The sequence below is a fragment of the Neptunicoccus sediminis genome (assembly GCF_001719615.1).
Taxonomy (GTDB): Bacteria; Pseudomonadota; Alphaproteobacteria; order Rhodobacterales; family Rhodobacteraceae; genus Amylibacter; species Amylibacter sediminis.
In genome coordinates, this window is record NZ_MDVX01000003.1 from 285,021 (window position 1) to 298,899 (window position 13,879).

Below are 13,879 nucleotides of genomic sequence, written 5' to 3' on the forward strand. Positions count from 1 at the left end.
AACATGCGTTTGAAACTGGTTCCCGAAAGCACGAATGTTAATTTCTTCGGCATCACCTATATCACGGTGGGCCTGTCAGCGATGGCGATGGTGGCCTCTGTGGTGCTGTTCCTGACGATGGGGTTGAACTATGGGATCGACTTCATGGGAGGGACAACGATCCGCACCGACAGTGAGACAACTGTGGATGTGGGGGTATACCGCGATGCGCTAACGCCGCTGAACCTCGGGGATATTTCCATCACCGAAGTGACCGATCCGACGCGGCCTGACCTGAATGTGGCGCAAATCCGTATTCAGGCGCAGGACGGGGCGCAGGCAATCACCAACGAGACTATTCAGGCGGTGAAAGCGGCGCTGACCGAGGCGGATAGCACCATCACTTTCCCATCTGTGGAAAGTGTCGGGCCAAAGGTCTCCGGAGAGCTGGTCTGGACCGCGGTAGAGGCCGTTGTTTTTGCTGTTCTGGCGGTTTTGTTCTACATCTGGCTGCGGTTTGAGTGGCAGTTCTCAGTGGGCGCGGTGCTGGCGCTGATCCATGACGTGACCCTGACCATCGGTGTGTTCAGCCTGCTGCAAATCAAATTCGATCTGGCCATTATTGCGGCGCTGCTGACGATTGTGGGCTATTCGCTGAACGATACGGTGGTGGTGTTTGACCGCGTGCGGGAAAACCTGCGCAAGTTCAAGACAACTCCGTTGCAGGATGTTCTGAACCTCTCCATCAACGAGACCCTCAGCCGGACGGTGATGACCTCTGTCACAACCCTGATCGCGCTGATTTCCCTGTTTGTGCTGGGCGGCGATGTGATCCGCGGTTTTGTGTTTGCGATGATCTGGGGCGTTTTGGTGGGGACATATTCGTCGGTCTTTGTGGCCTCCAGCGTGCTGCTGCGCCTTGGTGTGACACGGGATAAATCCAAACCTGACAATACCTCGGGCAACCAGTTCGCCAACATCGACGCCTGACGTGCACACCCTGACAGAACTGGTGCAGCTGCCCGGACTGTGGTGGCTGCTCCTTGGGGCTGCCATCGCCGGCATTGTGCGCGGTTTCACAGGGTTTGGCACCGCGATGGTCTATCTGCCCTTCGCCAGTGCGGTGGTCAGTCCGGTCACTGCGCTGGTTTCCTTGATTTCGATGGATATTTTCGGCCCGCTGCCAATGGTGCCCAGTGCGCTGCGCAAGGGGCAGCCCCGCGACATCGTTCTGATGGGTTTGGGGCTGGTGATCATGCTTCCGGTTGGACTGTGGTTTCTGGTGCGTATGGAATCAGACACCTACCGCTATGTGGTTTCTGTCACCACTTTGATCTGCGTTATGGTTCTGCTGTCGGGGTTGCGCTATAGGGGGCAACTGTCCAAGGGCGTGATCGCTGCTACAGGGGGGCTTGGCGGATTTCTCGGCGGGGTTGCCGGGTTGCCCGGCCCGCCGGTCACGGTGCTTTACATGGCCAGCAGTTTGCCCGCCGAAACCGTTCGCGCCAATATGATCCTCTATCTGATCCTAGCTGATCTGGCGATTTTTCCGGTTCTCGGGATGCAGGGCGTGCTGGGCTGGGAGCCGATCCTTATCGGGCTGCTGGCGCTGCTGCCCTATATGGCAGGAACGGCGGTAGGGGCGGCGTTGTTTGATCCTGCCAAGGAAAACCTGTATCGAGCGGCAGCATTCGTCGTGATTACCGTGTCGGCCCTGACGGGGCTGCCGCTATGGGGTTAGGCCGCGCGCCAGAAAAACAGGAGAAAGCCTATGAAACTTTCAGAAGTCACCTTCGGTTCACAACCGCCTGTGGACGCCTATGGTCCGGGGTTCTTTCGGGTGGAAAACCAGCCCCGCGACGGCGCCCTGTTGTTAAGTTCGCAGGGTATTTCGGATTGGGCGGGATTGCAGGATCCCGCACCGCTGCTGGCCCTTGCAGACAGTTATGACATTCTTTTTGTGGGTACGGGTGCGGATATTGCGCCCTTGCCCGCCAGCCTGCGCGAGACGCTCGAAGAAGCGGGTGTCGCCGCCGAGGTCATGTCCAGCCCGAGCGCCTGTCGCACCTATAACATCCTGTTGTCCGAAGGCCGCCGCGTAGCCATCGCCGCCTTGCCAGTCTGAGCTTGGAATAGGGCTTGGCTTTGCTGGCGGAGGCTCTAGGTTATGGGCTATGAAAAGACTTTTACATCTGTCCTGCCTTACGGCGATCCTGCTGGCTGCACCGGCGGCTGCGCGGACCTATAATTGTGTGCTCAAAGACGCCAGAAACAGCGGATGGGCCCCCGAAACCCTTGCGTTTGAGGTATTTGAAGGCGACACCACGGCGCGTGCCTTTGACCCGATCACCTATTCGATCAGCGGCCAACTGGCCACCGCGCAGGTTGTGACCGCCAATTCGGTGCGGGTGTCGCTGAACTGGAAATCCGGACGCTATGACAACCCCAAAGCCCGCCCCACGCGCGATTTTTCAGGGCGCGGGGCGCTGCCGATTACCTTTACCGCAACGTTGCTAAGGGGCGGGAACAAAATCCTTTTACGGGCCAGCCCAAGCGGTCTGAACAGCTTTTTCACCGCCAAGGGAGCCTGCGTCGAAAGCAACGCACCCTTGGAACAACTGATACCTCTCTAGCCTCTTGCACGGGGCGGGAAGGTCTGCGTCGAAATCATCCATGCCGTCGGGCACAGCAAAAGCCTGATTTGGTTTGCAAAACAATTTCAACGCATTAGAGATAGGCAAAACACGGGTTTTACCGACAGGTGAAGCGCGATACAATCACCCCGACGCCAGAGCAGTGCTTTGGCCAGACTAAACAGAAAGAGGATACTATGGCTTTTGAACTTCCCGATCTTCCCTATGCGCACGATGCTTTGGCAGATGCCGGCATGTCCAAGGAAACACTGGAATATCACCACGACCTGCACCACAAAGCCTATGTGGACAACGGCAACAAGCTGATCGCGGGAACCGAGTGGGAGGGCAAGTCCCTCGAAGACATCATCACCGGCACTTATGATGCGTCTTCTGTTGCCCAGAACGGCATCTTCAACAACATCAGCCAGCTTTGGAACCACAACCAATTCTGGGAAATGATGGGTCCGGGCGAAAGCAAGATGCCTTCCGAACTGGAAGCCGCCCTGAAAGACAGCTTCGGTTCTGTTGACAAGTTCAAGGAAGACTTCTCTGCAGCAGGTGCAGGTCAGTTCGGTTCCGGTTGGGCCTGGCTGGTAAAAGACAAAGACGGCGGTCTGAAAGTGACCAAAACCGAAAACGGCGTGAACCCGCTGTGCTTTGGTCAGACCGCGCTGCTGGGCTGTGATGTGTGGGAACACTCCTACTACATCGACTTCCGCAACAAACGTCCGGCCTATCTGTCGAACTTCCTCGACAAACTGGTAAACTGGGAAAACGTCGCAAGCCGCATGTAAGCAGCAGGGCGCGGTCCTGCGCCATGACGACAGATCTTTTGACCCGCTCCCAAACCTTGGGGGCGGGTTTTTTCATGCAACCTTGTCGTCCTGCCCCGCGTTGGCTCTGTGAACCGGAACAACTTAGGAGGATCAGATGGCTGAACTGAAAAACGGGACTTGGGTGCTTGTCGCAGACGGTGAAAAAGCGCTGTTTCTGGAAAACCTGACCGATGGAGAAGATCCGCACCTGCAAGTGGTCCGTAAGGAAGAGCAGGACAATCCCCCCCACCGGGAACAGGCTGCCAACCGACCCGGACGGATGCCCGATGTGGGGCAGGGACAACGTTCTGCACTGGCGGATACGGATTTTCATGAGTTGGAGAAAGAACGTTTCGCGGCCCAACTGGCAGACATGCTGTACCAGCGCGCCCATAAGGGCCAGTTCAAGCACCTTGTTCTTGTGGCTGCACCCAACATTCTGGGGGAGCTGCGCAGTCAGATCCATTCGGAAGTGTCCGATAAGGTGGTTGGCGAGATTGCCAAAACCCTGACCAATCACCCGCTGGATGAAATTGAGGATATTGTGAAAAAAGAACTGGCCGCCTGACGCAGTCGGTGCCGGAAAAACAGCGGTGCGGGGAATATGCCCGCACCGCTTCATTTGGGGGCTAGCCGTTGGCAGGGGATAGCCGGTTCAGGACTGCCTCAACGGTTTCGTCCACAACAAACAACTGTTTCAGACTGCCATCGGCAAAACCCTTATCTACCGTGTGATCCACCAATGCCAGCAGCGGGTCCCAGTAGCCGTCGATATTCACCAGAATAATCGGCTTGGCGTGGAGCTTTAGCTGCGCCCATGTCAGCACCTCAAAGAACTCGTCCAGCGAACCGGCGCCGCCCGGCAGGACCACAATCGCGTCAGAGTTCTTATACATCACCTTTTTACGTTCGTGCATGGTCTCGGTGACGATAAAGGCCGACAGGTCCCGTTTGCCGACCTCCCAGTTCAGCAGGTGTTCGGGAATGACGCCGAAGGTTTCGCCGCCGGCCTTTTGTGCGGCGGTGGCAACCGCGCCCATCAATCCGACATCTCCGGCCCCGTAGACCAGCCGCATGTTCCGTTCCGCCAGTCCGGTGCCAAGGTCGATCGCTGCCTGTTTATAGGCCGGATCGGTCCCGAAACGGGAGCCGCAGAAGACGCAGACAGAGAGGTTTTGGGTATTTAGGGGCATTGCAGGCTCTTTGTTATTGGCATTTTGAGATTGGGTTTTCTTAGTGTATCACGGTAGCGAGCCGGTGAAACGGCAAAACGCTGCCCCGAGAAGACCACGATTTATGTCCAAGCTGCCTTCGATTTCCGTCCCGATCCAGATTGCCATCGCGGGTGTGACGCTCGCTATAATCATGGCGCTGATGGTGTTCCTGCGGGATCCTTTACCGCCGGAACTGGTGCCAACGCGGGAAGAAACCACCTTGCAGGACACGTCACTAGGGACGCAGCGCGAATCCTCGTCCCGGACTACGACCCAGTCCGGGCGTGTGCAAGAGACTGCGACGGCATCCAATAGCACCGCGCAAGTTAACGCGGATGATCCGGCCGCCCCGCGCGAAAGGCCGGCCGATTTCGGGTTCGTCGGAACTGACGCTATAAAGGAAGAGGAACCGGTTGAGACTGCCAGCCCGAACACGGCGGGGCGCGATACAGCACCCGCCGTATCTCCCGCAACTGAGCGAGAGCCAACAGCAAGCGACACCGCGGCCGCGCTGTCAGAGCCTGTAACCGCAGAGGAAACGGCAGGCGAAACCGCAGAAGAAACGGCAGCGGCAGAAGCGCCCGTGGCAGAACCTTTGGTGGCACAAGAGCCAGCAGAGCGGCTGAACACCCCTGATGTAGCCGATACCCCTGTCACAACCCTTGCCACTGCCAGCGAAGCTGTCGGTCCCGTGAACGAAACCGATACGGCAGCGCTTGAAGACATCACCGAGCCACGCGTGCAGGATAACCTTGCAGAACCGGCGGAGGCATCCGCGCCGGATCTGGCGGTCAATTCGTCCCAACCCGCCGCTGCGCCAGAGGTGCAAGCCACCACCGCACAGCCCGACCCGACCACGAAAGCCCCGCGATTTGATCTGGTGCGGGTGGATAACAGCGGCGCAACCGTGATCGCAGGACAGGCGGCGCCCGGGGCGGAGGTGCAGGTAACGCTTGGAAATGCCCCTCTGGAAACCGTTCGGGCGGATCAAAGCGGTTCTTTCGTGGCTATTGTCCAGCTTCCGGCGGGAAATAATCCCCAGACGATGGGGCTGGAGGAATTACGGGATGGCGATGTTGTTTCAGCCTCTCCCCAGACGGTGCTGGTGGTGCCGCCGCAACCCGATACGCCGGAAACCGCGCCCACCATTGTCGTGGCCGATACCCAAGGGGCTGCGGTGATCCAACCGGGCCAGCCCCCGTTGCCCGAAGAACTGTCTGACGATCCGCTGAGCCTTGATACCATTTCCTACGATCAGGGCGGCGCAGTGGTGCTGGCGGGGCGCGGCAGTGGCGCACAATTCGTGCGGGTTTATGTGGACAACCAGCCGGTCCAGACCGAACCCGTGCTACAGGATGGCAACTGGCGCGTTGTGCTGCCTGCGGTGGATCAGGGGGTCCACACGCTGCGGGTGGATCAGATCAGCAAGGCCGGAGATGTGCTGTCCCGTGTCGAAAGTCCGTTCAAACGGGAAGCACCGGCAGAACTGGCCGCCGCTGCCCGCAATGCGCCGGATAAATCAACAGTGGTGGTGCAACCGGGCCATACGCTTTGGGCGCTGGCCGAAAGCCGTTACGGGGACGGGGTGAAATACGTCCAGATTTTCCGCGCCAATCGGGACCGGATCAGGGATGCGGATTTGATCTACCCCGGACAGGTGTTTGACCTGCCAGAGGCGGCGGCGCCAAATTAAGCCTTCGCCGCTCTGGTCAATCCGGTCGCCGGGAACTATCTAAGAGCCTTCAAGAGAAGGCGTCCCGATGCGAAAATCCACTATTACCACTTCTGACATTGATCGCAAAAGCGGCATGCGCACCATCCGCAAGGTGATGCCCTATCTGTGGCCAAGCGACAAGCCCGAGATCAAGACCCGCGTGATCGCCGCCCTTGTGGTGCTGGTGATTGCCCGTTTGATCGCCGTTGCGACCCCGTTTTTCTACAAAGGCGCGGTGGATGCACTGGCACCGGTGGCCGAGGAAACACCCCCCGTTCTGATGTTGGCGATGGGCGCGGTTGGTCTGACGGTGGCGTACGGTGCGTTGCGTCTGCTGTCTGTAGGCTTCAACCAGTTGCGCGATGCGATTTTCGCCCGTGTGGGCCAGCGGGCGCTGCGCAAACTGGCGCTGGAAACCTTTGAACATATGCACGCGCTTTCGCTGCGCTATCACATCACCCGCAAGACCGGCGGGCTGAGCCGGATCATCGAACGGGGCGTGAAGGGCGTGGATTTTCTGCTGCGCTTCTTGCTGTTCTCCATCGGACCGCTGGTGCTGGAACTGGTGCTAATCGGCGGTATCCTCTTTTTTGTATTCGATGTCTGGTATCTGGCTGTGGTGGTTGTAACCATCTGGCTTTACATCTGGTTCACCTTCAAGGTGACCGAATGGCGAGTGCAAATCCGCAAAGAAATGAACGATCAGGACACGGACGCCAACCAGAAGGCCATCGACAGTCTGCTGAACTTTGAAACGGTGAAATACTTCGGCGCGGAAAAGCGCGAGGCGGCCCGTTACGACGAAAGTATGAAAAATTACGAATCCGCGGCCCTTAAAACCAGCTACTCGCTGTCCTTCCTGAACTTCGGCCAGTCGTTCTTTATTTCAACCGGACTGGTGATCGTCATGGTCATGGCCGCGATGGGCGTGCAAAGCGGGCAGATGACGGTGGGCGATTTCGTCATGGTTAACGCCTATATGATCCAGATCACCATGCCGCTGAACTTCCTTGGCACCGTGTACCGTGAAATCCGTCAGGCGCTGGTGGATATGGGCGAAATGTTCGATCTGTTGGAACAACCCTCGGAAGTGACAGACAAGCCTGATGCGAAGAAGCTGAATGTCACGGGCGGTGAGATCCGCTTTAAAGGGGTGGATTTCGGCTATAGCGGGGAACGTCAAATCCTTAAATCGCTCGATCTGGTGGTGAAACCCGGTCAGACGGTTGCGGTGGTCGGGCCGTCCGGTTCTGGCAAATCCACCATCGGGCGGCTGTTGTTCCGGTTTTACGATGTGAACGGCGGTTCGATCAAGATTGACGGTCAGGACTTGCGGGATGTGACGCAAGACAGTCTGCATGATGCGCTTGGCATTGTGCCGCAGGATACGGTGCTGTTCAACGATACCATTGGCTATAACATTGCCTACGGACGCGAGGGCGCTACCCGCGAGGATGTGATCACTGCCGCCAAGGCTGCCAAGATCCACGACTTTGTGGAATCCCTGCACGAAGGCTATGACACTGCTGTCGGGGAACGGGGGCTGAAGCTGTCGGGTGGTGAGAAACAAAGGGTCGGCATCGCACGGACCTTGCTCAAGAACCCGCCGATCCTGCTGCTGGATGAGGCGACTTCGGCGCTGGATACCGAAACCGAACGGGACATTCAGGAAAGCCTGCGGGCCATGGGGCAGGGGCGTTCGGTGATTACTATCGCGCACCGTCTGTCCACTGTGGTGGATGCAGACCGGATTATGGTGCTGGAACAGGGTGTGGTTGTTGAACAGGGCACCCACGACGAACTGGTCGCGATGGGCGGGCGCTATTACAGCATGTGGCAGCGCCAACTCTCTGAACAGGACGAGGAAGGCAGCGCCGTCGCCTAAGGCGGTAAGGCTGGACCCAAACAAAAGCCCCCGCCGGAGTGGATGCTCTGGCGGGGGCTTTTTCGTTTCCGTGAAGTCCTGATTACTCGGCTGCTTTCAGGGGCGGTTTGGGGCTGGCGGATAGCTCTGTCACCGGCGCAGGGCCTTCCACCGCGTCATCCCAGTGGATTTCCCCTGCACTGGCGTGACGCGCCTGTTTGCGCTGCCTGCGGTCCTGCGCAATGCGGCTGCCCCGACCGCCCAGAACCGTTCCTGCCAGTGCGCCGGCACTATAGGCGCCGGTGGTGAACCAGACCCGCAGCGCCAGCATGGAAGGCGTGAACACCAGCGTCAGCACCGTAGCAATGCCAAGTCCAAAGACCACCGCAGTGGCAAGTTGCTTCCACCACAGCGCGGTTGGTGCATCTATGGAATAACCGCCATTGTAAAAGTCGATAGACAGGCCGAACATCATCGGTGCCAGACCTGCCATTGTTGTGATGGTGGTCAGCAGAACGGGGCGGATGCGGTCCTCTGCGGTGCGCACAATCGCCTGTAGCCGCGGCATGTATTCCGCATATTCCTGATAGGTGTCGATCAGAACAATGTTGTTGTTCACCACGATTCCCGCCAGCGCCACAATACCAGTGCCTGTCATGATAATCGAGAACGTCTGGTCCATCACCAGCATCCCGATCAGAACGCCTGTGGTGGACAGAACCACGGCCAACAGCACAAGGATGGAGTTGTAGACCGAGTTGAACTGCGCCAGCAAAATGACGAACATCAGGCCGAGCGCACCTGCGAAAGCCTTGCCAAGAAACGCTTCGGATTCCGCCTGATCCTGCTGGTCGCCCTGCCATGACCATTCCACACTGGGCGGCAAGGGGGAGTCCTCTTGCAGCCATTTTGTCATCGCCTCAATCGCCACATTCCCGTTAAGCGGCTTGGCCCCTTCCACATCGCCTGAAACGATGTCTCCGTCAGCGTCAACAAACAGTCCGGGTTCTATATCCGCTTTAACATCGAAATAGCGTTTGGTGTCGAAGCGGTCGATCTGTCCCAATTTGTCCACGGGCGTGCGGGTGATGAAATTGCTGAGCGGGATCAAACCCGAAGCGGTCCGCACCCGCAGCGTGTCAATGGTAGAGAGCAACCGGTCGTTTTCCGGCAGCCGCACGCGGATTTCGATTTCATCATCCGAACTGTCCACCCGCATGGTGTCGAGCATCAGACCACGGGTCACAAGCTGGACCATCGCGCCCACTGACAGCACATCCGCGCCGTAGCGTCCGGCCTGTTCCACATCCACGTCGATCTGCCAGTCAATACCGGGCAGGGGGCGGGTGTCCTCGATTTTGATCAGCCCCGTGGTATTGTCGAATTTGCGCCGCACAATATCTGCTGCGGCTTGCAACTCTTCCCAATTATCCCCCGTTACCCGCAGGTTCAGCGGCTTGCCGGATGCAGGCCCCATCGCAGCCTCGGAAATTTCTGCCTGAATGCCCGGAACGGTTTTCAGACGCTCGTTGATGCGGTTCAGAATGTCGTTGCCGGACCCACGGGGGCGTTCGGTCCATTTTACCAGTTCGATCTGCACCTGTCCGATACTGTCGGTCGGGGCAATGGCGCCGCCGGTGTTCTGGTTCAAACCGCCTTCTCCGGCAAAGGCAAACAGGCTCTCGACCCCGTCCACCTGCATAATCTCGGCTTCGACCTGACGGACCAGACTGTCCTTTTCTTCAAGGCTAAGATTGCCGCGGGCCCGCACATAGGCGATGGCTCGCTCCGGTTCGGTTTCAACGAAGAACTCCACGCCTTTGGAATGGGTGCCGAAATAGCCGAAAACCGAGACAACAAAGAACCCGATTGCGGCAATTGTCACGATGGGCATCACCGGATTGCCTGCGATCAGGTGGATGACCCAGCCAAAGGGCGTGCGCTTGTAGCCGGCCTTTATCTTCTTTTTCTTCTGCTGCGGCCCGAGCGATCCACCCGTCGCCGCCAGCGCCAGACAGCCCAGCAATATGGCGATGACAGCTCCGGCCATTTCGCCCCGCAACAGCATCAGGACTCCGTTGAACAGGATTACCGCGCTGAGAACCATCATAATCAGGCGCAAGGCCCAGTGGACCTTGGCGCGCAACCAGTCCGAAACCCGCCCGAGAATGGCCGAAATCCGCCCCGCAACCCCGCCCACGACGGGCAGATAGACCAGCGCCACCAACAGGGAAGCGGACAGGACGAAGATCAGGGTGACTGGCAGGTTGCCCATGAATTCACCCGGCACACCGGGCCAGAACAGCATTGGCAAAAAGGCACACAGGGTAGTGGCTGTAGAGGACACGATCGGCCAGAACATCCGCTTTGCCGCCGCCGTATAAGCCCGCATCGGGCCGACACCGCGGGTGATTTCCTTATCGGCGTATTCCACCACCACAATGGCCCCGTCCACCAGCATTCCGACCGCAAGGATCAGGCCGAACATAACAATATTGGAAATCGAAATCCCTGCCACCGCCATGATTGCAAAGGACAACAGAAAAGAGGTGGGAATGGCAAAGCCCACCAGCAGCGCAGAACGTACGCCAAGGGCAGCCAGCACCACGATCATCACCAGCGCCACGGCCGTCAGGACCGAAGCCTCAAGCTGGCTGACCATATCGGCCACATTGGTGCTTTCGTCCATAGAGTAGCTGACGGTGATACTGTCGCGCAATTCCTGTGGCCACTCCTGTTGCGCAGCCTCGACCGTGTCACGCACCAGTTGTACCGCGTTGATCAGGTTGGTGCCCTTGCGTTTGACCACCTGCAAGGCCACGGTGGTCTGCCCGTTATAGCGCGCTGTGCCTACCTGATCCTCAAAGGTCAGTCGAATATCGGCCAGATCGCCCAGCGTGATCACACGGTCGCCGTTCACCTTTACCGGCAGATTGTACACATCCTGCGGATCATCAAAGGCAGACGGGATCTTGACCGAAAACGCCCCGTTCGCGGTTTCCACTTCACCGGCGGCAATCAACTGGTTGTTGTTGGTGACAACATTGATCAACTCGCCAGCAGTGACGTTATATGCCTCCAGCTTCAGCGGGTCGATCAGCACCTCGAGCATTTCGTCCCGATGCCCCGCCAGTCCCGCCTCTAGCACGGGTGTCAGGGCCTCAACCTTGTCCTGCAAGTCTTTGACAACGCGTAACAAAGTGCGTTCGGGTATGGCGCCGGACAGGGACACCACAAGCACCGGAAACTCCGAGAAGTTAATCTCGTTGATCGTGGGTTGATCCGCGTCTTCGGGGAAATCGGCCTGCGCCTGATTAACCTTGTCGCGCACATCCGCTATGGTGGCGGATTTATCCCAGCCAAATTCAAACTCCAGCGCCACACCGCCATAGTTTTCTGCCGCCGTGCCAGAGATTTTCTTCAACCCGTCCAGATCGCGCAGCTTGCTTTCCAGCGGTTTGACCAACAGCTTTTCGCTATCTTCCGCCGAGATACCGGGAAACTGGACCGATACGAACAGGGCCGGAATGTCGATGTCCGGTTCACCCTCTTTGGGCAGGTTTACATAGGAAAACGTCCCCGCGCCCAGCGACAGGGCGATCAAGGCAAAGATCATCCGTGCGCGGGCAGAGGCCCAGTCGACGATACCGATCATGACGCATCCTTTTGATAGGTCACGGTCACACGGCGCCCGCTTACGACATATTCCTGCCCGACGATGATCACATCCGCCTGTTCCGGCAGACCGCCGACCCAGACCCCGTCAGGGCTTTCGTTCAGGATGCTTACCTGTTTGAACGCCGCCGTTTCCCCATCCACAATGCGCACGCCAAGCTGCCCCTGATCGTTCAGGGTCAGCGCAGATTGGGGCAGCAGGTGTCCGGTTTCACCGTGCAACGCAATGTAGATTTCCGCGGTGGAACCGTCGCGGATGGACAGGTCTTCGTTTGGCACCGTCACTTCGACGCGGAAAGTCCGTGTCAGCGGATCGGCACTGCGGGAAATGAAGGTCAGCTTGCCTTGTACCTGCTGCCCGCCGATCAGCCGCGCCCCCGCAGGGCCGCCAACCGAAATCCGCTGCACCTGTTGTTCCGTGGCATAGCCCACTAGTTTGATCGGATTAAGCGCAATTACCCGCGCACAGGTGCCGCCGGTTTGCAGCAAGGCGCCAAATTCCGCCGTATCGGATTCCAGCAGACCGGAAAACGGCGCGTGAATCTCCAGTTGTTCCAGTTCCTTCTTAGCCCGCTCCACCACCGCTTGGGCCGCTTGCAGGGCAGCAACGCGGGAGATCGCAGTGGTTTCGGACGCATAGCCTTTTTGCACCAGACTGGCAGAGACATTGTTATTGGCCTGCGCCTCGGCCAGACGGGCCTCGGCTTCTGACAGGGTTGCCTCTCGGGTGCCGGGGTCCAGTTTGCACAGCAACTCCCCTTCACCGATCAGCGTTCCGGCCCGCAAAGGCGGTGAGATCACCTGCCCGCTGGTCTCGGCCTTTACGTCCAACAGGCGAAAGGCCGCCGTCTGTCCGCGCAACACAATGCCACGGGCCACCGGCTGGGCCTCGGATTTTTTCACCAGCACGGAAACCGGCGGCTTGTCTTCAATACCGTTTTCGACCGTTTCCTGCGCAGGCGGCTCTGTCTCGGCCCCGGCAAATGCCAGCAGGGCCTCCCGCTCAAGAATGAGCATATAGGTAAAAGCACAGACGAGCGCGGCTGTCAGCAACGGGGTAAAGCGCATGTAGAAACCTCTTTGCATCGCAGCACCCATTGCGCAGCGATTGGCGTAAATAAGCAGTGCTCTCTGAATAGGGGCGTGAACCCTTGCTGACAAGGACAGCTTGCACGTCAAGGGGCCATTTCTGCGCCTCTGCGGGGGGTTCTTGCAAATGCGCCTTGGCAAACTTGCCCGCTTCGCAGTATTGTCCGCCCGAATTCGGGTCAGGAGACAACTGTGAGCGATAGCGATTCCTTTATTGAAGAAGTCACCGAGGAAGTTCGGCGCGACCAACTATATAAATACGTGCGCAGATACGGCTGGATTGCTGTTGTGCTGGTGGTTGGTGCAGTTGGTGTGACAGGTTTTCTGGAATGGCAAAAGGCAAGTCTGGCCGCAGATGCGCAAGCCCGTGGTGATCAATTCGCCGCCGCGCTTGACGCCGATGACCCTGCTGCACGGGCAGAGGCACTGGCCGCACTGACCGCCAATTCCGGTCCGGCTGCGGTGATCGTAGAATTGCGCCGCGCCGCAGAACTGGCCGAGGCCGGGGATGTAGACGGGGCTGTCGCCGCCTATGACGGGGTTGCCAACAGCGCTGCCGGTCCGGTTTATACGGAACTGGCACGGCTGAAATCAGTCATCCTGCAAGGCACGGCAATGGATGCTGCCGCACGTCAGGCCGAACTGGAATCGCTGGCTGCACCGGGTGCGATTTATCGTCCGCTGGCGCTTGAGCAACAGGCGATTTCCGCGCTGGCAGCCGATGATAAGGACACCGCAATCGCGCTTTACGCAGAGCTGGTACAGGACAGCGAGTCAACAGACGCGCTGCGCAACCGTGCCTCACAGGTTCTGGTGGCCCTTGATGCGGAAATTCCGGCAATGTCCCAATTGCTTTCCGAGTAAAAAAAGGCACAATTGCAGTTACAACAGGA

The 13,879-nt window shown here is 58.5% G+C and carries 12 protein-coding genes; 9 read left to right on the plus strand and 3 right to left on the minus strand.

Going from position 1 to position 13,879, the window contains the following annotated elements:
• The first annotated feature begins 3 nt into the window (after window positions 1–3).
• From secF to BFV97_RS07870, 6 genes are all read left to right on the plus strand, one after another.
• Entirely contained in the window at window positions 4–969 is a 966-nt protein-coding gene (secF, locus tag BFV97_RS07845; protein ID WP_069299782.1) for a protein translocase subunit SecF, read from the plus strand.
• 1 nt (window position 970) lies between these two features.
• Window positions 971–1,720, plus strand: a complete 750-nt coding sequence (locus tag BFV97_RS07850; protein ID WP_069299783.1) for a sulfite exporter TauE/SafE family protein — start codon at window positions 971–973, stop codon at window positions 1,718–1,720.
• Window positions 1,721–1,750: 30 nt separating this feature from the next.
• Window positions 1,751–2,104, plus strand: coding sequence for an Mth938-like domain-containing protein (locus BFV97_RS07855; protein ID WP_069299784.1), 354 nt, complete (start codon window positions 1,751–1,753; stop codon window positions 2,102–2,104).
• A gap of 49 nt (window positions 2,105–2,153) precedes the next feature.
• On the plus strand, window positions 2,154–2,612 hold the full coding sequence (locus tag BFV97_RS07860; protein WP_069299785.1) for a hypothetical protein: 459 nt from the start codon (window positions 2,154–2,156) through the stop codon (window positions 2,610–2,612).
• A gap of 197 nt (window positions 2,613–2,809) precedes the next feature.
• Window positions 2,810–3,409, plus strand: coding sequence for a superoxide dismutase (locus BFV97_RS07865; protein WP_069299786.1), 600 nt, complete (start codon window positions 2,810–2,812; stop codon window positions 3,407–3,409).
• Between the two features lie 136 nt (window positions 3,410–3,545).
• Window positions 3,546–3,998 carry a host attachment family protein gene (locus tag BFV97_RS07870; protein ID WP_069299787.1) on the plus strand — a complete coding sequence of 151 codons (453 nt, stop codon included), beginning with the start codon at window positions 3,546–3,548 and terminating at the stop codon, window positions 3,996–3,998.
• Between the two features lie 61 nt (window positions 3,999–4,059).
• Here BFV97_RS07870 and BFV97_RS07875 read toward each other — a convergent pair whose 3' ends face one another.
• Window positions 4,060–4,623, minus strand: a complete 564-nt coding sequence (locus BFV97_RS07875; RefSeq protein WP_069299788.1) for an LOG family protein — start codon at window positions 4,621–4,623, stop codon at window positions 4,060–4,062.
• 103 nt (window positions 4,624–4,726) lie between these two features.
• On the opposite strand from BFV97_RS07875, the gene BFV97_RS07880 reads away from it, so the two are divergent.
• Together BFV97_RS07880 and BFV97_RS07885 are read left to right on the plus strand one after the other, a co-directional pair.
• Window positions 4,727–6,337, plus strand: a complete 1,611-nt coding sequence (locus BFV97_RS07880; protein ID WP_069299789.1) for a LysM peptidoglycan-binding domain-containing protein — start codon at window positions 4,727–4,729, stop codon at window positions 6,335–6,337.
• Between the two features lie 67 nt (window positions 6,338–6,404).
• Window positions 6,405–8,243 carry an ABCB family ABC transporter ATP-binding protein/permease gene (locus BFV97_RS07885; protein ID WP_069299790.1) on the plus strand — a complete coding sequence of 613 codons (1,839 nt, stop codon included), beginning with the start codon at window positions 6,405–6,407 and terminating at the stop codon, window positions 8,241–8,243.
• Window positions 8,244–8,325: 82 nt separating this feature from the next.
• Here BFV97_RS07885 and BFV97_RS07890 read toward each other — a convergent pair whose 3' ends face one another.
• Together BFV97_RS07890 and BFV97_RS07895 are read right to left on the minus strand one after the other, a co-directional pair.
• Window positions 8,326–11,877 carry an efflux RND transporter permease subunit gene (locus BFV97_RS07890; RefSeq protein WP_069299791.1) on the minus strand — a complete coding sequence of 1,184 codons (3,552 nt, stop codon included), beginning with the start codon at window positions 11,875–11,877 and terminating at the stop codon, window positions 8,326–8,328.
• Window positions 11,874–12,965, minus strand: coding sequence for an efflux RND transporter periplasmic adaptor subunit (locus tag BFV97_RS07895; RefSeq protein ID WP_069299792.1), 1,092 nt, complete (start codon window positions 12,963–12,965; stop codon window positions 11,874–11,876). Before BFV97_RS07895 ends, BFV97_RS07890 begins: the two co-directional genes overlap by 4 nt.
• A gap of 213 nt (window positions 12,966–13,178) precedes the next feature.
• Between BFV97_RS07895 and BFV97_RS07900 the strand changes: the two genes are divergently transcribed.
• On the plus strand, window positions 13,179–13,850 hold the full coding sequence (locus BFV97_RS07900; RefSeq protein WP_069299793.1) for a tetratricopeptide repeat protein: 672 nt from the start codon (window positions 13,179–13,181) through the stop codon (window positions 13,848–13,850).
• The last annotated feature ends 29 nt before the right edge of the window (window positions 13,851–13,879 follow it).